Below are 19,583 nucleotides of genomic sequence, written 5' to 3'. Positions count from 1 at the left end.
GCTCCGGCGTCTGATCCGGACCGGGCGCAGCCCTCCTACACAGCGTCCACGCTCTGGGCGGTCATCGCGAGCAGGACCAGGGCGTCGTGCTCGGCCGTACCGGGTGCGGCCTGATAGACCAGCAGCCGCTGGCCGTCACCGGCGGTGGCGAGCACCTCGTTGGCCAGGGTGAGCGAGCCGATCACCGGGTGCCGGAACGCGGTCCGGCCGCCGCGCTTGACCCACACCTCGTGCCTGCGCCACAGCGCGGCGAACTCACCACTGGCCGCCGACAGCTCGGCGACCAGCGCGGCGGCCTGCTCCGGGGCGGTCAGCTCGGCGGTGTGCAGGTGCGCGACGCTGTTCCTCGCCACCCGGTCCCAGTCGGCGAAGAGCGTCCGCGCGGCCGGGTGCAGGAAGGTGTACCGGATCACGTTGCGCCGCGCGGGCGGCCACTCGCCGAGCCCGGCCAGCAGCGCCACCCCTTCGGGGTTGGCGGCCAGCACGTCGTTGACCTCGTTGAGCACATACGCCGGACCGGGCCGGAGCGAGTCCAGCAGCAGCCGCAGACCCGGCCGGGCCGGTTGCCGGTCGGGGGGCCGGCGGCGCGGCGTCCGCCCGGCGGCCCGGTCGGCCAGGGCGAGCAGGTGGGCGTGCTCGTCGTCGGTGAGCCGCAGGGCCCGGGCCAGCGCGTCCAGCACCGCGTCACTGGGTGCGATCTCCCGGCCCTGCTCGATGCGGGTGTAGTAGTCCACGCTCACCCCGGCCAGCACGGCCAGTTCCTCGCGACGCAGTCCGGGGGTGCGCCGGGCGCCCGGCCCGGTGGGCAGCCCGACGTCGGCCGGGCCGATCCGCCCGCGCCGTACCCGAAGGAACTCCGCCATCGCGTTCACGCCCTCGAGTCTGCCACCGGACGATCGGCCTCCGGGTGGCCGTGTCGCACCCAGGAACCGGGCGGCCTTCCCGGTCCCGGCCGGGCGGCGGAGCCTTGGAGCATGACTGACGCAATGATCATCGGAGGCGGCTCCGGAATGGGCCTGGCCCTGGCCCGCACCCTGCTCGCCGAGGGCATGGACGTGACGATCGCCGGCCGGTCCGCCGACCGGCTCGCCGCGGCCCGCGCGGACCTGGAACGGGACGCGCAGGGCAGGCTCGGCACGGTGACGGCGGACATCGGCCGGGCGGAGGACGTGGCCGGGCTGTTCGACCGGGTGGGACAGGTGGAGCACGTGGTGGTCACCGCGATGGACGCGACCGGGGCGTACGGCCGCAGCGCCGACGTCACCACCGCCACCGCCCGGGCGGTCATCGACACCAAGCTGCTGGGCGCCTGGCTGGTCGGCAGGCACGCGGCCGGGCACGTGACCGGATCGATCACCTACACCTCGGGCGTCAACGCCTACCGGCCGAACGGGTCGAACACGATCGTGGCCGCGGCCAACGGCGCGCTCGCCTCGCTGGCCTGCGGGCTGGCCGTCGAGCTGGCACCCGTGCGGGTGAACGTGATCTCCCCGGGCTGGGTGGACACCCCCATCTGGGACCAGCTCGGCATGGACAGACAGGCCGCCTTCGCCCAAATGTCCGAACGCCTCCCGGCCCGGCGCATCGGCACCCCCGACGACATCGCCCAGGCGTTCCTGTCGGTGATGCGGAACGGGTTCATCACCGCGACGGTGCTGCACGTCGACGGCGGCCATCGCCTGGCCTGAGGACTTCCGATCCGACGAGCCGGGGATGTCCGGACCGGCATCACCGCATGGTCCGGGGAACGGATCGCCTCACCTCGCGGCCGAGGATCGGGCCACCTTCTCGGGTGTGGCCCGCAGCTCTTCCTCCAGCTCCTCGACGACCCGCCGGGTGAGCATCCGCAGCCGCGCCCTGCGCCCGGTCAGCTCCCCGGCGAAGTCCCGCGCCGCCGGACCCGTCCAGACGGCCTCACCGGTGAACGTCGCATGCGCCGGATCCAGCGCCGCCTCCAGCTGCGCCGCGTAAATGCGCACCTTCTCCAGCACCCGCGCCAATTCTTCCCTACGGGGATTAGGGGCCATATCCGGTGGTTCGGGGATCAAACGCTTCCCCTTTCTCCTTGGAACGGCTTGTGCGCTCTCCCGGACGATATGAGATGGTGCGCTCAGACGGCCAGCTCTTTGGAGGGTATCCAATGCCCCGTTCCAACCGAAGCCTTCCCGTACGGCTCGGCGCGACGCTTCTGGCGGCCGGTCTGGCCATGGCCGGATGCAGCGACGACGAACCGACGGCGGCCGAGGCGGGGGCCACTCTCAAGACGCACATTCTGAAGCTTCTCGACGAGGTGAGCGCCCAGGACGTGCAGGTCACCGACCCGGGCGACAAGGACATCCCATGCGGAGACGACAAGGTCAAACGCACCTTCGCCGCAACGGCACCGGATGCGTCTCCGCAGTCAGAGCCTTACACGCTGAACTCCATCATGGTGAGCGTTCTGAAGGACATCGCCGATTACGGCATTACAGAAAGTTCAGGAAAAGTAATCCGCATGGCGCACGAGCCTTCAAGGACCGTGATTCTGCTGGAGTCCACTAAGGGCCGATACTCCGTACGGGGCGAGACCCAGTGCCTCAATCGGTCGTGAGCCCCGATTCCACATAATTCCGCCCACGACTGTAGGCATCTTCTTTCGTACCGTTAAAGGCCGTAGCCTGCCGTGCCACCAGCTCGCCCAGAGAAAGAAGATCACCCTTCCCCATGCCGTTGTCGGCCATCCACTGGTCGAAAGCCTTCGCCCCTGCGGCACCCTGCTTGAGGATGTCCTCGAATGGGCGGAGGCCGCCGTCCGAGTCGGCGATGACGCCGGACGGAGGCGTCCGGGGAGTGAATCCCTGCGTCATTAGAAGCTCGGCCATCTCACGACGGCGCCCCAGCGTCTCCGCCTCATCCGATTCCAGGAGCTCCTTCACCTTCTCCTCCGTTTCCCGGCCGTAGGTGTAGTAGCCGGAAACCCCGGTGGACAGAGCAGTCCAGGTCCTGGGGATGGAGGAGAAGGGATAGATCAGCCCGAGCGCTCCCAGGCCGGCACCCATGAGAAAGCTCTCGGCGTCCTCGGCGTCCTCCGCGCCTTCATCTCCGGGCTTGAGGACCCGTACGGCGGCCGCCAGCTCGGTGCCTCGGACGTTGCCCAGAGCCCCGAACAAATTGTCCAGCGCAGCGATGTTCCCACTGCTCTTCGCAGCATTCGACGCATACGGAAGAACCCTGTGCAGGAACTCCCCCATGCCCTCATCGAAACGGAGCCGCGCGTCGGCGTCACCGGCGAAGGTGGTCATGAAGCGGAAGGCGTCCTCGGGACTCAGCCGGAAGGCGCCCCGTACCCCCGGTGGCGGCGTCCACTCGAAAAGGCCGGGAGTGGTCCGCATGGCGCTGTCCCGGGCCAGATCCGCATCGTTGAGGCTGGCGCCCAGAGTGATCTCCGTGGCGTACGAGCCCGCGATCTCCGCCAGGTGGATCCGGGTCGCGTCGTTCAACGACCACCCGTCCGCCGTGGTCATCACGGTGTAGGCGAAGAACGCCGCCTCCCGGCCGTGCTCGCCGTCCTTCCCGTCGTAGACACCGGAGGCCGCGGCCAGAAGCCGTCCGAAGGCGTCCGCCGTCTCGGGGGTCTTCCGCGCCCGCTCGTTGAGCCCTTCCAGGAACGCGGCCAGCTCGGGTCGGCCGTCCCACTTGTCCGGTAACGGCGGGAGCTGTCCGAAGGGCAGGGAGAAAGTCCGCGGAGCCGGGTCGGGCCCGAACCGGGCCGCCGAGCCGATCGCCAGGCGGGCCGCGGCGGGGTTGTTCCCCAGCGCGTCGAGCAGCCCTGCCAGAGTCGAACCGCTGATCCGGCTGCCGGATCCCAGGGCGGGCCCGGCGACTCCGGCCAGCCACACATCCGGGTAGTCACCGTGGCTCAGCAGGGCGGCGACCGCCTCCATGCCCTCGGTGTCCTCGGCCCTCGTCTTCTCCACGGCCTTCATCACCGCGGCGAACCCGGGAACCTCCACCCCACCGCTGACCGCGGAGGCGAAAGCCGTACCGGCCACACCGAGCGCATCGGGCCGCTCGTCATCGGGCAGGCGGCGTAGAGCGGCGGTGACATGACCGATCCCGGCCGGACCGAGAGCGGCGAAGAACGCGGCGGTGAAGACGGCGTCGTGCCGGTGCGCCTTCAGCTCCCTCAGCACCGCGGCGATCTCGTCGGAGGCGTACGGCCCGGCGAGGCGGAACGCGTCCGGGTCGATGGCGGCGAACCGCCTGCCCAGGTCGGTCCCCTGGCGCCGGGCCTCGGCCGGAGCGAGCAGCGACGCCTCCCGGTAGGGCCGCAGACCCGTGCCGGTCGTCCCGGGCATCTCGGGCCCGGGAGCGGTGATGGTCGCCACCCTCTGACGCAGCCTGGGCAGCTGCTGCTCGACCCAGCCACCGATCTCCCGGATGGGGGCCAGCCCGGCGGCGGGCAGGTCGGCGGCTGTCAGCTCCCGGCGGATGTTCTCGGTCTGCTCAGCGATCACCTGCCCGGCCCGCTCCAGTTCGGCGATGAACCCGTTCATCGACACCGGGTCGATCCCGGAGAACCCCGGTGCGAGCGGCCCGGTCCCCGGCGGCACAGAGGGGGACTCTGTCATGCCGTCCATCATCGGCGACACGAGGGCCGCAGGGCACGTGTGAAGGCGGATTCGGCCAGGACGACACACAGGCGGTACGGCTACCGCCTACAGGGCGTTCACTCCCGGGGCGTCACCGGCAGGGATCGAGGTGCTCGGTGGGTCCGGCCAGCGCGGGGCGGGCGTAGTGGGCGGCGGAGAAGTGGACGCCCGCGGCGCGCTCGGCGAGGGCGAGAGCCCGGCGGACGGGGTCGTCGGGGAATTCGAGCTGGTCGCCGTCGACGTTCATCCCGAGGTCCTCGACATCGGCCCGGAGCCGGTCGGGATCGGATCCTTCCCGGAGGGAGTAGGAGTACAGGCCGAACGTGGTGACCGCCTGACCGTCGACGCAGTAGGCGAAGCTCTCGTTCTCGCTGGTCGCGAGGACGGCGGCCGCGAACGTGCCCGCGGACAGCGGACCTGCCAGAGCTGGACGAGTAAGTCCTAAAGCAGCAGGCGGGTACGGCAGCGCGTACCGGGCGGGTGAGCCCACCCCTGAGGCGTCTCCCCGGTGGGCCGGGTTTGCCCGCCCCACGCTGACCGCCGCGACCTGGCACGACCGGGTCACCGGCCGGCCCGTCACCCGGTCACTGATCGCCTACGCCACTGACCGGACTTCGGACTCATCCGTTTAGGCGGTGCGGGCATCGTGTGCTTCACGGTTGGTGAGGACTTCGTCCATGTGCGTCTCGGCCCAGTCCTTGAGCCCGCGCATCAGGTGGTGCAGTGACAGGCCGAGTTCAGTGAGCTCGTAGGAGACCGTGACGGGGACGGTGGGGGTCGCGGTGCGCGTGATGAGACCGTCGCGCTCCAGGGAACGCAGCGTCTGGGTGAGCATCTTCTGGCTGACGCCCGCAAGCAGCCGGGACAGCTCCGAGAAGCGCATCGCCCGAGGCTCACCCGGGCGGTCTGCGTCGGTCTGGGGCAGAGCGCCGTCGCGCCCTGCACGGCGGCTCGCGTCACTCCGGGGAACCCCGCCACCGAGTGCGCACAGGATCAGAGCGACCCATTTGTCGGAGATCAGATCGAGCAGTTTCCGGCTCGGGCACACGGCCAGGAACGCGTTGTACTCGATCTTGGCCTGGACTCTCTTCTCGGCTGCCGTGGTTGTGCTCATCGTCCACTCCTGTCACCTGCGGGTTACCAAGGCACTCTGAAGTGCCCACTTCCCATTGGAGAGTTGCACAACAATTATGAAGTTAGGCGCCGTGAGGCACCAGTGCTGAGATCGACATGAAAGACAAGAGGCATGAGCACACTCTCCCTTTCGCTTCCCGGTGGCATCTGGGCTCTGGGTGATCTGACCGTCACCCGCTTCGGCTATGGTGCGATGCAACTCGCGGGCCCGTGGGTCATGGGGCCGCCCGCCGACCGGGACGGCGCGATCGCCGTCCTGCGCGAGGCCGTCGACCTCGGGATCACCCACATCGACACCAGCGACGCCTACGGCCCGCGCATCACCAACCGACTGATCCGCGAAGCGCTGCATCCTTACCCGGAGTCGCTGCACATCGTGACGAAGGTCGGCGCGCGGCGGGATGAGCGGGGCGGGTGGCCGACGGCGCGGCAGCCGGACCAGTTGCGTCGCCAGGTCGAGGAGAACCTCGAGTCCCTCGGACTCGAGGCGCTGGACCTGGTGAACCTCCGGCTCGGCAACGCCGAGGGGCCTCAGACGGGCTCGATCGCCGAAGCGTTCGAGACGCTCGTCGAACTCCAGAGGCAGGGCGTCATCCGTCACCTCGGTGTGAGCAACGCCACCGCCGAACAGGTCGCCGAAGCTCAGAGCATCGCGCCGATCGTGAGCGTGCAGAACATGTACAACCTCGCCCACCGCCACGACGACGAGCTGATCGACCGGCTCGCCGCCGAACACATCGCCTACGTGCCGTTCTTCCCGCTCGGCGGGTTCAGCCCTCTCCAGTCCTCCGCGCTCTCCTCGATCGCCGCCCGGCTGGAGTCCACCCCCATGTCGGTTGCCCTGGCCTGGTTGCTGCACAGGTCACCGAACATCCTGCTGATCCCTGGAACCTCCTCGCTCGCGCACCTGCGCGAGAACATCACCGGCGCCCGGCTCTCACTGTCCGACGAAGACCTCGCCGAGCTGGACAAGATCGGACGCGAGTGACTCCCTCCGGGGCCTGCCGTACCGAGCCTGTGTCCGACAGCCAGGCCGACGGCGTACGGCTGCGCACCCCCGGAAACGGTCAACGGCGCCTGGTCCGGGGAACCCCCTGGTCAGGCGCCGTTTCTCAGGATGGGCGGAGAGCGTGGGATTCGAACCCACGAGGACCGTCGCCGGCCCTAGCGGTTTTCAAGACCGCCGCCATCGTCCACTAGGCGAGCTCTCCCGGTGGCGCGTCCCGGGGGACGCGTCAGATTGAACCTTAGCGCTTCATCGGGCGGGCCGGGTGGCGCCCTGGCGATCACGCCACCCGGTCCGGGGTCAGTTCTGGGGCGGGGCGAAGCCGTCGCCCACGGAGGCGGCCAATTGGAGGTAGGACTCGCGGGTGGCGGGCTGCAGTCTCTCGAGGTCGATCTCGGCGCCCTCTTCGAGGTGGGGGTCGTAGGGGACGCGGATGACCGCGCGGCAGCGGGCGGCGAAGTGGGCTTCCAGGCGGTCGAGGTCGACGGTGGACTTCGACCGGGGGCGGACGCTGCACAGCACCACCGTGGCGGCGCGGACGAGATGCTCGTAGTGGTGGGCCTCCAGCCAGTCCAGGGTCGCCGAGGCGGCCCTGGCGCCGTCCACGGACGGGGAGCTGACCAGGACGAGCTGGTCGGCCAGGCCGAGGACGCCGGACATGGCCGAGTGGAGCAGGCCGGTGCCGCAGTCGGTGATGCAGATCGAGTAGAAGTTCTCCAGGACCTGGGCCACCGACTGGTAGTCGGACGCGCTGAAGGCCTCGGACACCGACGGGTCGCGGTCGGAGGCGAGGATCTCCAGGCGGGACGGGGCCTGCGAGGTGAAGGCCCGGATGTCGACGTAGCGCTTGATCTGGCCGCGCTCGTTGAGCAGGTCGCGGACGGTGGCGGCGGTCTCCAGCTCGACCTTGTCGGACAGCGTGCCGCGGTCGGGGTTGGCGTCGACCGCGATCACCCGGTCACCGCGGACCTGGGCCAGGGTGGCGCCCAGGCCGACCGTGGTGGTGGTCTTGCCGACACCGCCCTTCAGGCTCAGTACGGCCACGCGGTGGTGGCCGGTCGCCACGGGGGTGCGGGCGCGGCCGACGAGCTCCCTGCGGCGGCGCACCTCGGGGGACTCGCCCGGCTTGATCAGGCCGGCCGAGGCCTTGTAGACGAGCTTGCGCCAGCCGCCGGAGGGCCCGTTGCGGCGGCCTCTGAGCAGCGACTCGGGGTCGAGGCTGTCGGCCGACGGCCGGGGGGCCCCGCCGAGGTTCGTCTGCCGCGCCGGGGAGGCGAAGGCGTGCGGCTGGGGGGTCTGGCGACGGCGCGGCTGGTACGGCTCGCGCACGCTCTCGGCCGTGTCCCGTTCGGGCCCGGAACGGCCGGGAGCGGAGGCCTTCGCCTCAGCGGAGGCCTTCGCCTCCTGCTCGCGGGCGAAGGCCGCATCCCCGCCGGACGCGAACGTCTCGCTCCTCTCGGGCCCGAAGACCGCGCCCCGGTCGCGGGGGAAGGCCTTGGTGTCGGAGGGGTCGGGGTCGAACATGCTCGGAGCGGGGCCCTCGGCGGCCGGCGCGGGCCGTTCGGGACCGAAGGCGGCGGGAGGCTCCGGCCAGGAGCCTCCGGGCGCGAACCGGTCGTGCACGGACTCGGTGGTGCCGCGCGCGGAGCGGTCGTATCCGGGGTCGGTGTCGCCCCGGTCGAAGCGGTCGGCGGCCTGCTCACCCTCGGACGCGCCACCGAAGGACTCGGCACCGCCAAAGCGCTCGGCACCGCCGAAGGGCTCGGCGCCGCCGAAGGGCTCGGCGCCGCCAAAGCGCTCGGCGCCGCCGAAACGCTCGCCACCGCCGAAGTGCCCGGTCTCGCGCTCAGCGTCGCCGAAGTGCTCAGGGCTCCCGGACGGCTCCGCGTCCTGCTCGGCGCCACCGGAAACGAATCGGTCGGCCTCCTGCTCGGCGTGGCCGGCGGGACGCTCGGTCTCCGGCTCGGCCGCGCCGCCGAATCCCCCGGTGTCCGGCCCGGTGCTCCAGCGCCCGGTCTCCTGCTCGCCGTTCGCGGCGAACGGCTCCGCGCCGGGAACCGGCGGCCTGACGGACGGGAGCGTGAAGGACTCCGGCTGCTCGGGCGCGGTGCGGCGGGGCTCCTCGAACAGGCCCCGGGAGGACTCTCTCTCGGACCTCTCCGATCCGGCGAAGTCGCCGCCGTCCGCGGGACCGTAGCCGACGTCCTCCTGGCGGGGCAGCGGCTTGAGCGGCGCCAGGAAGGCGTCGTTGTCGGCCGGAGCGGGCGCGGAGGGGGCTGAGGGGAGGGTGAACGAGCCCGCCGCCTCGGCGGCCTCCAGCCACTCGGCCGCGTCGGCCTCCTCGGCCTGACGCTCCGACGGCGGGTCGGCGACGGTCACGGACGGGCTCGTGGAACCGCGGTCCGGGTCGGCGGCCGTGCGGAACAGCGGCGAGGAGGCAGGGTCCGGCTCCGTGGGCACCAGGCTCCACGGGTCCTGCGGATATGGAGAGACGACGGCGTCGTCAGAGGTCGTGGCGACCTTGGCGGTCACCGCGATCGGTGCCTCCTCCTGCTCCTTGATGGCGTCAAGCCAGGCGAGCTGTTCCTCGAGAGATTCCTCACGATCGTGTCGTGCCACCGTGTTCCCCCTCGGGATGGGCTAAAGGGGCAGCAAACACATTGAAGATTAACGCCACGTGTTCTCTTCAATGCGGGCAACCACCGAGTTGGGTTCCCCGATAGCGTGAGCCGCATGCACGCCATCGTGATCGACAGGCCCGGCGGGCCCGAGGTCCTCTCCTGGCGGGAGGTCCCCGACCCTCGTCCCGAACGGGGCGAAATCATCATCGACGTCGCCGCCTCGGCGGTCAACCGGGCGGACCTGTTGCAACGGCAGGGTTTCTACGACCCGCCCCCCGGAACCCCGCCGTACCCGGGGCTGGAGTGCTCGGGGGTCGTCAGCGAGGTGGGCCCGGATGTGATCGGTTTCACTCCGGGCGACCGGGTGTGCGCTCTCCTGGCCGGCGGCGGATACGCCGAGCGGGTGGCCGTCCCCTGGCAGCAGGTCATGCGCGTCCCCGAGCGGGTGGACCTGGTCGACGCGGCCGGGCTGCCCGAGGTCGCGTGCACGGTCTGGTCCAACGTGTTCATGACCGCGCGGCTCAGGAAGGGCGAGACCCTGCTCGTGCACGGCGGCGCCAGCGGGATCGGCACCTTCGCCATCCAGCTGGCCAAGGCCTTCGGCTCGCGCGTCGCGGTCACCGCGGGCTCACCCGAGAAGATCGCCAGGTGTCTGGAGCTGGGTGCGGACGAGGGCGTCGACTACCGCCGGGAGGACTTCGCGGAGAAGGTCCAGGCCGACGTGATCCTCGACATCATCGGCGGGCGATACCTGCAGCAGAACGTCAGGGCGCTCAAGACCGGCGGGCGGATCGTGGTGATCGGGATGCAGGGCGGGTCCAAGGGCGAGCTCGATCTGGGCGCCCTGCTCGTCAAGCGCGCCTCGGTGCACGGGACCACGCTGCGCGCGCGGCCGGTCGACGAGAAGGGCGTCATCGTGCGCGGCGTCGTGGAGAACGTCTGGCCCCTGGCCGACGCCGGGGTGATCCGCCCGGTGGTGCACGCGCGGGTGCCGATGAGCGAGGCCGCCCGGGCGCACGAGATCATGGAGTCCGGAGAGCACGTCGGGAAGGTCATCCTGACGAACACCCCGTGAGCGGGGACGGGGAAACGTGTCGGCCCCCGTACCGTCTCGCGGCGGTACGGCAGTTAGTAGGTTGAGGTCATGAACGCAGAGGAGAACACCCCGCACATCGTTGTCGTGGGTCCCCAGGGCGTCCAGTCCCAGGACGACGGCGACGAGCGGTCGATCACTGATCTTGTCGAGCAGCCCGCCAAGGTGATGCGCATCGGCAGCATGATCCGCCAGCTCCTCGAGGAGGTCCGGGCCGCTCCGCTGGACGAGGCCAGTCGCAAGCGGCTCAAGGAGATCCACCAGAGCTCCATCAAGGAGCTCGAGGACGGCCTGGCACCCGAGCTGGTGGAGGAGCTGGAACGCCTGTCGCTCCCCTTCACCGAGGAGGAGAACGGCACCCCGCCCAGTGACGCCGAGCTGCGGGTCGCGCACGCGCAGCTGGTCGGCTGGCTGGAGGGTCTGTTCCACGGGATACAGACCACGTTGTTCGCCCAGCAGATGGCCGCCAGGGCCCAGCTGGAGAACATGCGCAGGGCGCTGCCCGGCGGCGCCTCCCTGCAGGAGGGCCACCCGCCGGCGAGCTCCGGCCCCTACCTGTAGGACCCGCAGGACCCTGCAGGTCCGCAGGAGTCCGGAGCAAGCCACCCGCCTGTCAGGTCCCCCGGTGCGCCGAGGGCTCGCCGAGGGGCTCCTGCGGCGTGTCCTGGAAGAGCTCCTCCAGGATCCGGGCGACCCCGTCCTCGTCGTTGGCCGCGGTCACGTGGTGCACCGCGGCCAGCACCTCGGGATGGGCGTTGGCGACGGCGTAGGCCGTACCGGCCCATCGCAGCATCGGCAGGTCGTTCGGCATGTCCCCGAAGGCCACCACGCTGTCCGAGCCGATCTGCTGCGCCTCCGCGAGCTCGGCCAGCGCCGACGCCTTCGTCACGCCGTGGGCGCTCATCTCGATCAGGGCCCGGCCGCTGGAGTGGGTGGGCGTCACCAGATCGCCCACCACCCCGCACACGGCCGCCTGGAGGATGTCGGGGTCCATCCGGGGATGCAGGGCCAGAAGTTTGGCGCACGGGCGTGAGGTGAGTGTGTCGGTTCCGACACGGAGCCCGGCGACCGCCTTGCGGTCCCAGCCGCCCAGGCGGAAGTCCGACTCGTGGGCGAAGCCGCCCTCGTACTCCACGGAGAACGACAGTTCGGGGACCTTGTCGCGCAGCCGTCTCACCACCTCCTCCAGCACGTCCGGCTGGATGAGGCGCGACTTCACGATCTGCTCGGTGTGCAGGTCGTACACCAGGGCGCCGTTGGCGCATATGGCCAGCCCCCGGTGGTGTACGGCGCCCGCGACGGTGTGCATCCACCGGGGCGGGCGGCCGGTGACGAAGACCAGCGTGGCACCGGCGTTCTCGACGCGGGCGAACGCGGCGGCGGTACGGGGCGAGACGGTGCCGTCAGAGCGCAGAGCGGTGCCGTCGAGGTCGGTGGCGACGAGCCGGGGACTTCCCATAACAGGTCCCAGTGTGCACTGTGATCCTCCCGGCGCCAGTGCCGGGACCCGTACGGCGAGGAATCTTCCTGATGGCGGGAACATACGGCCCCGGGATAGTGTTAGATGTGATGGCGTTGTATTAGCTGATCCCGTAGTGCATGACCAGAGCTGAGATCTGAGCCACCCGGGGCCCCGCTGTACGACACACGGGGGTTCACGAGGTGTGAATCCCATAGCTTCAAATCCTGAGGGAGAGCTTTAATGGCTCAGGGAACCGTCAAGTGGTTCAACGCTGAAAAGGGCTTCGGCTTCATCGCACCGGACGGCGGTGCGCCGGACGTGTTCGTGCACTTCTCCGAGATCGTCGGCAACGGCTACCGTAGCCTCGAGGACGGCCAGCGGGTCGAATTCGAGATCACGCAGGGTCAGAAGGGCCCGCAGGCCTCGCAGGTCCGCGCCGTCTGATCCCCAGACCTGATAACCACAGAGGCGAGGTTTCGCTTACCGCGAACCTCGCCTCTGTGTTTTTCGGTCCTGCCCGGACAACTGCCTTGAAGGGCCGTTTCCGGGCAGGTACGGCAAATCTTCATAGATGAACCGTAATAGAACTCTCTGGAGCAAATCCGTCAGAGCTCCGTGAACACGGGCTCAAGCGCGGTAGACCAGCCCCGACAGCCGCCAGGCCAGATTCCGGCGGAACCCGGCCACGTGCGCCAGAGCGCGCAGCACGAGGTTGCGGACCGGGCGAATGCTCCTGCTCAGGGTCGCCAGCCGGGTGAGACGCCCGGCGAACGCGACCACCTGCTCGGCGACCGGCCTGCGGACGGCCCCGTAGGCGTCCAGGGCGGCCTCGTCCCCCTTCAGCGCCGCGCTGAGCGCCTCGCCCAGCACCGTGGCGTCCTGGATCCCGGTGTTCATCCCCTGGCCGCCCGCGGGGCTGTGGACGTGGGCGGCGTCCCCGGCCAGGACCACCCGCCCGGCCCGGTAGGCGTCGGCCACCCGGTGGTGGACCCGGAACCGCGATCCCCAGATGACCTCGTGCACCACCACGGGGTCCCGCTGCGGCCCCCTGGCGTCCAGGAGAGCCTGGACGAAGGCCGCATCGGGTACGGCGGGCGCCTCGTCCACGGTCGCCACGATCCGGTGGCTCCCTCCGGGCAGGGGAGCGACCACGACGAGTCCGGCGGGTGAGAAGTACAGGACGACCTCGTCGGCGGGCACCCCGCCGCCGAGCCGGACGTCGGCCAGGCTGAACGACTCGGCGTACTGCCCGCCGGTGAAACCGATGCCCGCCTGCTCGCGGACGGTGCTGTGCATGCCGTCCGCACCGACCAGATACCTCGCCCGCACGGCGCTCCCGTCGGTCATCGTCGCCGTCACCCCGTCGTCGTCCTGGACGAGGCTCTGAAGCGTGTACGGCCTGGCGACGCGGGCGCCCAGCTCGGTCAGGCGCTCCAGCAGGATCCGCTCGGTCTCGGCCTGGGAGATCATCAGGGTGTAGGGGTAGGCGGTGGGGAGCCGGTCGAACTCGACCGGGACGAGCAGCCGGTCTCGGTCCCTGATGGTGAACCGGCGGGCGTGGATGCCCAGGCCGGTCAGGCGGCCCGAGACCCCCAGCGGCTCCAGGACCTCCAGCGTCCTGGCGTGGACCACCGCGGCCCGCGAGGTGTTGTCGCCTGCGGCCTGGTTGTCGACGACGGTCACGTCGTGACCCTGGCCGGCGAGGGAGACGGCGACGGTGAGGCCGGTCGGGCCGGCGCCGACGACGAGAACGTCCGTGCTGGTGGGGAGCATTTCGACCTCCGGTGAGCGATGCCAACGGTTGTTTGCCAACGTCCGTTGGCTTAACTGTGCGCCTACCGGCTGGCGATGTCAACACCTGTTGGCCTACAGTTGTTGGCATGAGGAGATCCTCGGAGGACACCAAGGCCGTGATCCTGACCGCGGCCCGCGAGCGGTTCGCCGCCGACGGCTACGAGAAGGCGACCATCCGCGCCATCGCCGCGGACGCGGAGATCGACCCGTCCATGGTCATGCGCTACTTCGGCAGCAAGGACAAGCTGTTCGCCGCGGCGGCGGAGGTGGACCTGCGGCTCCCCGACCTGACCGCCCTGCCCCGCGAGACCGTGGGAGCGGCGCTCGCCGCCCACTTCCTCGACCGGTGGGAGGAGGACGAGGGGATGATGATCCTGCTGCGCACCGGTGTCACCAACGAGGCCGTCGCCGGGCGCATGCGCGGGATCTTCGCCGCCCAGCTCGGCCCGGCGGCCGCCGCGCTCTGCGGCGACCCCGCCCAGGCCCCCGCACGGGCCGGTCTCGCCGCCTCCCAGGTGCTGGGCATGGCCCTGTGCCGCTACGTGCTCCGCCTGCCGCCCGTCGTCGCCCTGTCCCGCGAGGAGATCGTGCACTGGCTGGGCCCGACCCTCCAGCGCTATCTCACCGAGTGAGCCGCGCCCGCTCTACGGGTACGGTGACGCCGGGACACGGAGCGGACACGGCTTGATCACAAGAACCGTCACGCGCCGAACCGGACCCCCTGCCACGATGTCCATCCCAGCATGAGGCATCTGTCCGGTTCGGCGCCGACCTGGCTCGGTCATCCGGCGACCGTGATCGCCACCTTCGTCCTGCTGACCAACGACCACCTGCTCAAGCACCTGTGGCCCGGCCTCGTCACCGGAAAACTCGGCGACCTCACCGGCCTGATCGCCGTGACCGCCGCCGCGCCGGAGAGCTACCCGCCCCCGGAACTCAACCTGGGGGCGGAGCGCGTCACGGGGATCTTCGCCGGTCTCCTCACCTTCCTGGCCGGAACCGCCGCGGCCTGCCGCCACAGGAAATCCACCGTCGTCTTCGCCGCGATCGCTTCCGCGTTCGTCTCAGCCGGCTTCCTGATCACCCTCCAAGGCGCAGGGCGCCCGTACCTGATCGTGAACCTGCCGTTCGTCCTGGGAGGCGCCTGCGCCCTGCTGGGCATGATCTTCGCGATCGTCACGGCCGTCGCGGCACGTCCACGCGGCTGGACGTGGCTCTTCCTCCTCGTCACCCCGCCGGCCACCATGCTCACCGTCTGGAGCCTCTTCTCCGGATGGCTCCGGGGCACGCCCGAGTATTACTCGACGGCGGTGTGGCTCTCCTGCCTCGCAGTGATCATCGGCGTGGCGACCACGGTGACGGCCGGCCACCGGGGCCGCAGACCCATCGTCCGGGAGGACTCGCGGCTGGAGATCGTGACCGGCGAAGACAGCGAGGACCCGGCATGATGCCCTCAGCCGATTCGACGGCGCCTCGGAACACATCGGGCTCGGCCGGGGACTCGCCCGTATCGGCGTCGGCGTGGTACTCGGCTGCCTCGGCGCTGGCGTGGATCGGTCATCCGGTGACCGTGATCGCCACCTTCGTCCTGCTGATCAACGACCACCTGCTCAAGCATCTGTGGCCCGGCCTCGTCACCGGCAAGCTCAGCGACCTCGCCGGCCTGATGGTCGCCCCGCCCCTGCTCGCTCTCGCCCGCGTCCCCGCCCTCGCCGCCGTGATCGCCACCGGCCTCGGTTTCACCCTGGTCAAGACCACGCAAGCCGGCGCCGAGGCCGCCTCGCAAGCCTGGACCCTGCTCGCCGGACCCTCCCGGGTCCTGGCCGACCCCACCGACCTGATCACCCTGCCCGCCCTGGCCGCCGCCTGGCTCATCTGGCGCCGCTGCCAGTCCGAGCAGGCCGTACGGCGAGCCCGCACCCTCATCATCGTCCCCATCGCCCTGATCGCCGTCACCGCCACCGCGCCGGAGGGAGCGTCACGCTGGAGCGCGACGACCGGGGTCTCCGTCGACGGTGACGCGATCACCGTCTTCTTCGAGAGCGACTATGACGGCCCCTACGTCTCCCGGGACGGCGGGCAGACCTGGGAGGTCCCGCCGCCGCGGTCGACCCCGGTGGTCTATCCCCGGCCGCGCCCCAGGACCCAGGACTGTGTTCCCGGCGAGCCCGCCCACTGCTACCGCGTCGACCCGCCCCGACTGGCCGTGCAGGAGTCCCGGGACGGCGGGCGGACCTGGAGCGCGGCCTGGCAGCTCTCGGAGGGGCGGGAGGACATGCTGCGACGGCGTTACGGTCCCGCGGGTGAACACCTCTGGACGGGTTCCCAGGCCATCGCGGTGCAGAAGACGGCCGGGGGCCACGTGGTGGTCGCGGCGAACGGCAGCGACGGCATCGCCGTACGGGATGAGAGCGGGGCCTGGCAGCGGCTCGGCGCCTCCGGCGACGGTTTCTCCCCGGAGGCCGCGGAGTCCCTGCGGCCGTCGGACGTCAACCTGGAGCCCGAGCGCACCATGGGGTTCTTCGCCGGGCTGCTCGTGTTCCTGGCCGGAGTCGGCGCGGCCTTCCGTTCCGGGAAAGCCGCCGTCGTCTTCGCCGTGATCGCTTCAGCGCTCATCTCGGCCGGCTTCCTGATGACTCTCCGGGGTATGGGCGAGCCGTACCTGATCGTGAATCTGCCGTCCATTCTGGGAGGCGCCTGCGCCCTGCTGGGCCTGATCTTCGCGGTCATCGCGGCCATGGCGGTACGCCCGAACGGCTGGACGTGGCTCTTCCTCCTCGTCACCCCGCCGGCCACCATGCTCACCGTCTGGAGCCTCTTCTCCGGATGGACCCAGGGCGCTCCCGACGACTACTCGACGGCGGTGTGGCTCTCCTGCCTCGCAGTGATCATCGGCGTGGCGACCACGGTGACGGCCGGCTACCGAGGCCGCAGACCCATCGCCCGGGAGAACTCGCGGCTGGAGATCATGACGGGCGGAGATCCCGAGGATCCGGCATGAGGTGTCCACCCGGTGCGACGCTGGCGTGGATCGGTCATCCGGTGACCGTGATCGCCACCTTCGTCCTGCTGATCAACGACCACCTGCTCAAGCATCTGTGGCCCGGCCTCGTCACCGGCAAGCTCAGCGACCTCGCCGGCCTGATGGTCGCCCCGCCCCTGCTCGCTCTCGCCCGCGTCCCCGCCCTCGCCGCCGTGATCGCCACCGGCCTCGGTTTCACCCTGGTCAAGACCACGCAAGCCGGCGCCGAGGCCGCCTCGCAAGCCTGGACCCTGCTCGCCGGACCCTCCCGGGTCCTGGCCGACCCCACCGACCTGATCACCCTGCCCGCCCTGGCCGCCGCCTGGCTCATCTGGCGCCGCTGCCAGTCCGAGCAGGCCGTACGGCGAGCCCGCACCCTCATCATCGTCCCCATCGCCCTGATCGCCGTCACCGCCACCGCGGCGGTGCCCCCGCCTCCCGACGCGACCACGGTCGTCAGCGACGGTGAGGCGATCACCGTTTTCGACGGGCACGGAGCGGACTACGGCCCGATCACGTCCCGGGACGACGGCCGGACCTGGGTCCGGCAGCCGGCCCCCGCTCCCGGCCCGGGCTCGTCTCCAGGCTCGTCTCCGGGCCCGTCCGCCCCGGCTGCGCGCACCCCGGACGCGGGTCCGGCGTCGACCTCGCCCGCCCGGCCGGTGTCCCCGGTGCCCGAGAGCTGTGTCCCCGGCGAGCCCGGCCACTGCTACCGCGTCGTCCGTGGCCGTCTGGCCGTACAGGAGTCACGCGACGACGGGGGGAGCTGGAAGATCGCGTGGGAGGTTCCCGAGGACCGCGAGGAGATACTCCGGCGGGTCTGGGACGGCACGTCATGGAAGCAATGGGGCTCCGTGGCCGTCGCGGTGCACGCCACCCCGGACGGCCACGTGGTGGTCGTGGCCAACGGCAGCGACGGCATCGCCGTACGGGACGCGGACGGCGCCTGGCGGCGCCTGGGCTTCTCCGCCGACGGCCGTTCGCTCTCCACAGAGGCGGCGATCCCGCTCAACGGAGCGGATCCCGACCTGACATGGGAATATGCGATGGGCCTGTTCGCCGGGTTGATCGTTTTCCTGGCCGGGATCGCCGTGGCCCGCCGTCGTCACGCCCCCGGCCACGGTTACGCGGCCGCCGCCTACACCCTGGCCTCCGTCGGCCTCCTCATCGCGATCACCTTGGACGGGGACCTGTTCTCGCCCATCACGACCATGGCGGCTCTGACCTTCGCCGTGGTGAGCGTGGCGTTCGCGATCGTCGCGGCCCGCCCGGCACGCATGCGCGCCTGGGCGTGGTCCTGCGTTCTGACGGCGTCCGCAGGCACCACGCTGGCGATCTGGGCCCTCTTCCTCGGCTGGGTCTCGGGAACCCCGGGCGGCTACGGAACGGCGGTGGCGTTCTCCTGCTCCGCCACCGTCATCGGGCTGGCGGGGTCGGCACTGGCCGGATGGGAAGGCCGGAGGGGCCCGGTTCGCGGAGACCGTCCGTGAGGCCCCGGGGCCCGCCGCGGCGGGCCCCGGGGATCGCGGGACTTACTTGGCCGGCTCCAGGACGTCGAGACCGACGTAGGGGCGCAGGGCCTTGGGCACCACGACCGAGCCGTCGGCCTGCTGGTGGTTCTCCAGGATGGCGACGATCCAGCGGGTGGTGGCCAGCGTGCCGTTCAGCGTGGCGACGTGCTGGGGCTTGCCGCCGGAGTCACGGAAGCGCACGCCCAGGCGGCGGGCCTGGAAGTCGGTGCAGTTGGAGGTCGAGGTCAGCTCGCGGTAGCGGCCCTGGGTCGGGATCCAGGCCTCGCAGTCGTACTTGCGCGCGGCCGAGGTGCCGAGGTCGCCCGCGGCCGTGTCGATGATGCGGTAGGGCACCTCGATCTTGGCGAGCATCTCCTTCTCCCAGGCGAGAAGGCGCAGGTGCTCCTCGTGCGCGTCCTCGGGACGGCAGTAGGAGAACATCTCGACCTTGTCGAACTGGTGGACCCGGATGATGCCCCGGGTGTCCTTGCCGTACGAGCCCGCCTCCCTGCGGAAGCAGGACGACCATCCGGCGTAGCGGTACGGCAGCGCGGAGCCGTCGAGGATCTCGTCGGCGTGGTAGGCCGCCAGCGGCACCTCCGAGGTGCCGACCAGGTAGAGGTCGTCATCGGGCAGGCGGTAGATCTCCTTGTCGTGGGCGACGTGGAAACCGGTGCCCTGCATGGCCTCGGGCTTGACCAGGACAGGCGTGATCATCGGGGTGAACCCGGCCTCGACCGCCTGCTGCATCGCCATGTTGAGCAGGCCGAGCTGGAGCCGGGCGCCGACGCCCTTGAGGAAGAAGAACCGCGAGCCCGAGACCTTCGCGCCGCGCTCCATGTCGATGGCGCCGAGCAGCTCGCCCAGCTCCAGGTGATCACGGGGCTCGAAGTCGAAGGCGCGCTTCTCGCCGATCTCCTCGAGCACGACGTAGTCGTCCTCGCCGCCCTGCGGGGCGCCCTCCTCGACGATGTTGGGCACCGTCTGCAGGACCTCGTCGAGCTCGGCCGCCAGCTTCTCGGCCTCGGCCTCCAGGGCCTTCACCTGCGCGGCGAGGTCCTTGGCGCGGTTCAACAGCGCCGTCTTCTCCTCACCGGACGCCTTCGAGACCGACTTGCCCATGGTCTTCTGCTCGGCGCGCAGCGACTCGAACGAGGCCAGCGCGGAGCGGCGGCGCCCGTCGAGGTCGAGCAGCGTATCGACGACAGAGTCGTCCTCACCGCGGGCACGCTGCGACGCCCGTAGCCGGTCGGGATCCTCACGAAGGGTACGCAGGTCAATCACAGACATAGGCTACCGATGTACGGAC

General features: G+C 70.7%; 19 protein-coding genes and 1 tRNA gene. 10 read left to right on the top strand and 10 right to left on the bottom strand.

The window, feature by feature from the left end:
* Nucleotides 1-35 precede the first annotated feature (35 nt).
* A complete protein-coding gene (locus tag Psi01_RS22330; protein WP_204066153.1) occupies nucleotides 36-863 on the bottom strand; it encodes a helix-turn-helix transcriptional regulator in 828 nt (275 codons plus the stop codon).
* 111 nt (nucleotides 864-974) lie between these two features.
* Here Psi01_RS22330 and Psi01_RS22325 point away from each other — a divergent pair, with 111 nt between their 5' ends.
* On the top strand, nucleotides 975-1,688 hold the full coding sequence (locus Psi01_RS22325) for an SDR family oxidoreductase (RefSeq protein ID WP_204066015.1): 714 nt from the start codon (nucleotides 975-977) through the stop codon (nucleotides 1,686-1,688).
* A gap of 69 nt (nucleotides 1,689-1,757) precedes the next feature.
* On the opposite strand, the gene Psi01_RS22320 is transcribed toward Psi01_RS22325, so the two are convergent.
* Nucleotides 1,758-1,979 (bottom strand): hypothetical protein, encoded by a 222-nt coding sequence (locus Psi01_RS22320; protein WP_204066014.1) that lies wholly within the window; start codon nucleotides 1,977-1,979, stop codon nucleotides 1,758-1,760.
* Between the two features lie 161 nt (nucleotides 1,980-2,140).
* On the opposite strand from Psi01_RS22320, the gene Psi01_RS22315 reads away from it, so the two are divergent.
* A complete protein-coding gene (locus tag Psi01_RS22315; RefSeq protein WP_204066013.1) occupies nucleotides 2,141-2,590 on the top strand; it encodes a hypothetical protein in 450 nt (149 codons plus the stop codon).
* Here the strand turns inward: Psi01_RS22315 and Psi01_RS22310 are convergent.
* The 3 genes from Psi01_RS22310 to Psi01_RS22300 all read right to left on the bottom strand — a co-directional run bounded on the left by Psi01_RS22310 (nucleotide 2,577) and on the right by Psi01_RS22300 (nucleotide 5,745).
* Entirely contained in the window at nucleotides 2,577-4,610 is a 2,034-nt protein-coding gene (locus tag Psi01_RS22310; protein WP_204066012.1) for a hypothetical protein, read from the bottom strand. The two genes, Psi01_RS22315 and Psi01_RS22310, sit on opposite strands and share 14 nt — an antisense overlap.
* Nucleotides 4,611-4,722: 112 nt before the next feature.
* On the bottom strand, nucleotides 4,723-5,121 hold the full coding sequence (locus tag Psi01_RS22305) for a DUF6461 domain-containing protein (RefSeq protein ID WP_204066011.1): 399 nt from the start codon (nucleotides 5,119-5,121) through the stop codon (nucleotides 4,723-4,725).
* Nucleotides 5,122-5,259: 138 nt separating this feature from the next.
* Nucleotides 5,260-5,745 (bottom strand): winged helix-turn-helix transcriptional regulator, encoded by a 486-nt coding sequence (locus Psi01_RS22300; RefSeq protein ID WP_204066010.1) that lies wholly within the window; start codon nucleotides 5,743-5,745, stop codon nucleotides 5,260-5,262.
* Between the two features lie 132 nt (nucleotides 5,746-5,877).
* On the opposite strand from Psi01_RS22300, the gene Psi01_RS22295 reads away from it, so the two are divergent.
* Nucleotides 5,878-6,753, top strand: coding sequence for an aldo/keto reductase family oxidoreductase (locus Psi01_RS22295; protein WP_204066009.1), 876 nt, complete (start codon nucleotides 5,878-5,880; stop codon nucleotides 6,751-6,753).
* 134 nt (nucleotides 6,754-6,887) lie between these two features.
* On the opposite strand, the gene Psi01_RS22290 is transcribed toward Psi01_RS22295, so the two are convergent.
* Together Psi01_RS22290 and Psi01_RS43440 are read right to left on the bottom strand one after the other, a co-directional pair.
* Nucleotides 6,888-6,976 (bottom strand) — tRNA-Ser (locus tag Psi01_RS22290).
* A gap of 95 nt (nucleotides 6,977-7,071) precedes the next feature.
* Nucleotides 7,072-9,390 (bottom strand): MinD/ParA family ATP-binding protein, encoded by a 2,319-nt coding sequence (locus Psi01_RS43440; RefSeq protein WP_239127924.1) that lies wholly within the window; start codon nucleotides 9,388-9,390, stop codon nucleotides 7,072-7,074.
* 114 nt (nucleotides 9,391-9,504) lie between these two features.
* Between Psi01_RS43440 and Psi01_RS22280 the strand changes: the two genes are divergently transcribed.
* Both Psi01_RS22280 and Psi01_RS22275 read left to right on the top strand, forming a co-directional pair.
* Complete coding sequence (locus tag Psi01_RS22280) at nucleotides 9,505-10,467, top strand: NAD(P)H-quinone oxidoreductase (RefSeq protein WP_204066008.1); 963 nt, start codon at nucleotides 9,505-9,507, stop codon at nucleotides 10,465-10,467.
* A 69-nt stretch (nucleotides 10,468-10,536) separates the two neighbouring features.
* Nucleotides 10,537-11,046, top strand: coding sequence for a bacterial proteasome activator family protein (locus Psi01_RS22275; protein WP_204066007.1), 510 nt, complete (start codon nucleotides 10,537-10,539; stop codon nucleotides 11,044-11,046).
* A 52-nt stretch (nucleotides 11,047-11,098) separates the two neighbouring features.
* Here the strand turns inward: Psi01_RS22275 and Psi01_RS22270 are convergent, their stop codons facing one another.
* The gene (locus Psi01_RS22270; RefSeq protein WP_204066006.1) at nucleotides 11,099-11,944 is read right to left on the bottom strand and encodes an HAD family hydrolase; all 846 of its coding nucleotides are present in this window, start codon (nucleotides 11,942-11,944) and stop codon (nucleotides 11,099-11,101) included.
* A 243-nt stretch (nucleotides 11,945-12,187) separates the two neighbouring features.
* On the opposite strand from Psi01_RS22270, the gene Psi01_RS22265 reads away from it, so the two are divergent.
* Nucleotides 12,188-12,391: a cold-shock protein gene (locus Psi01_RS22265; protein WP_196439280.1), complete on the top strand. Its 204-nt coding sequence runs from the start codon at nucleotides 12,188-12,190 to the stop codon at nucleotides 12,389-12,391.
* 183 nt (nucleotides 12,392-12,574) lie between these two features.
* On the opposite strand, the gene Psi01_RS22260 is transcribed toward Psi01_RS22265, so the two are convergent.
* Nucleotides 12,575-13,720 carry an FAD-dependent oxidoreductase gene (locus tag Psi01_RS22260; protein ID WP_204066005.1) on the bottom strand — a complete coding sequence of 382 codons (1,146 nt, stop codon included), beginning with the start codon at nucleotides 13,718-13,720 and terminating at the stop codon, nucleotides 12,575-12,577.
* 107 nt (nucleotides 13,721-13,827) lie between these two features.
* On the opposite strand from Psi01_RS22260, the gene Psi01_RS22255 reads away from it, so the two are divergent.
* The 4 genes from Psi01_RS22255 to Psi01_RS22240 all read left to right on the top strand — a co-directional run bounded on the left by Psi01_RS22255 (nucleotide 13,828) and on the right by Psi01_RS22240 (nucleotide 18,253).
* On the top strand, nucleotides 13,828-14,373 hold the full coding sequence (locus Psi01_RS22255) for a TetR/AcrR family transcriptional regulator (protein WP_204066004.1): 546 nt from the start codon (nucleotides 13,828-13,830) through the stop codon (nucleotides 14,371-14,373).
* Between the two features lie 111 nt (nucleotides 14,374-14,484).
* Nucleotides 14,485-15,189: a hypothetical protein gene (locus Psi01_RS22250; protein WP_204066003.1), complete on the top strand. Its 705-nt coding sequence runs from the start codon at nucleotides 14,485-14,487 to the stop codon at nucleotides 15,187-15,189.
* A gap of 116 nt (nucleotides 15,190-15,305) precedes the next feature.
* Complete coding sequence (locus Psi01_RS22245) at nucleotides 15,306-16,742, top strand: hypothetical protein (RefSeq protein WP_204066002.1); 1,437 nt, start codon at nucleotides 15,306-15,308, stop codon at nucleotides 16,740-16,742.
* Nucleotides 16,739-18,253 (top strand): hypothetical protein, encoded by a 1,515-nt coding sequence (locus Psi01_RS22240; RefSeq protein WP_204066001.1) that lies wholly within the window; start codon nucleotides 16,739-16,741, stop codon nucleotides 18,251-18,253. The genes Psi01_RS22245 and Psi01_RS22240 overlap by 4 nt, the downstream gene beginning before the upstream one ends.
* A 42-nt stretch (nucleotides 18,254-18,295) precedes the next feature.
* On the opposite strand, the gene serS is transcribed toward Psi01_RS22240, so the two are convergent.
* Nucleotides 18,296-19,558, bottom strand: a complete 1,263-nt coding sequence (gene serS / locus Psi01_RS22235; protein ID WP_204066000.1) for a serine--tRNA ligase — start codon at nucleotides 19,556-19,558, stop codon at nucleotides 18,296-18,298.
* Nucleotides 19,559-19,583: the final 25 nt, after the last annotated feature.

It is taken from the genome of Paraplanobispora siamensis, assembly GCF_016863175.1.
GTDB classification, from domain to species: domain Bacteria; phylum Actinomycetota; class Actinomycetes; order Streptosporangiales; family Streptosporangiaceae; genus Planobispora; species Planobispora siamensis.
Note: the sequence above shows the minus strand (reverse complement) of the source record. Positions and strands in the feature narration are given on the sequence as shown.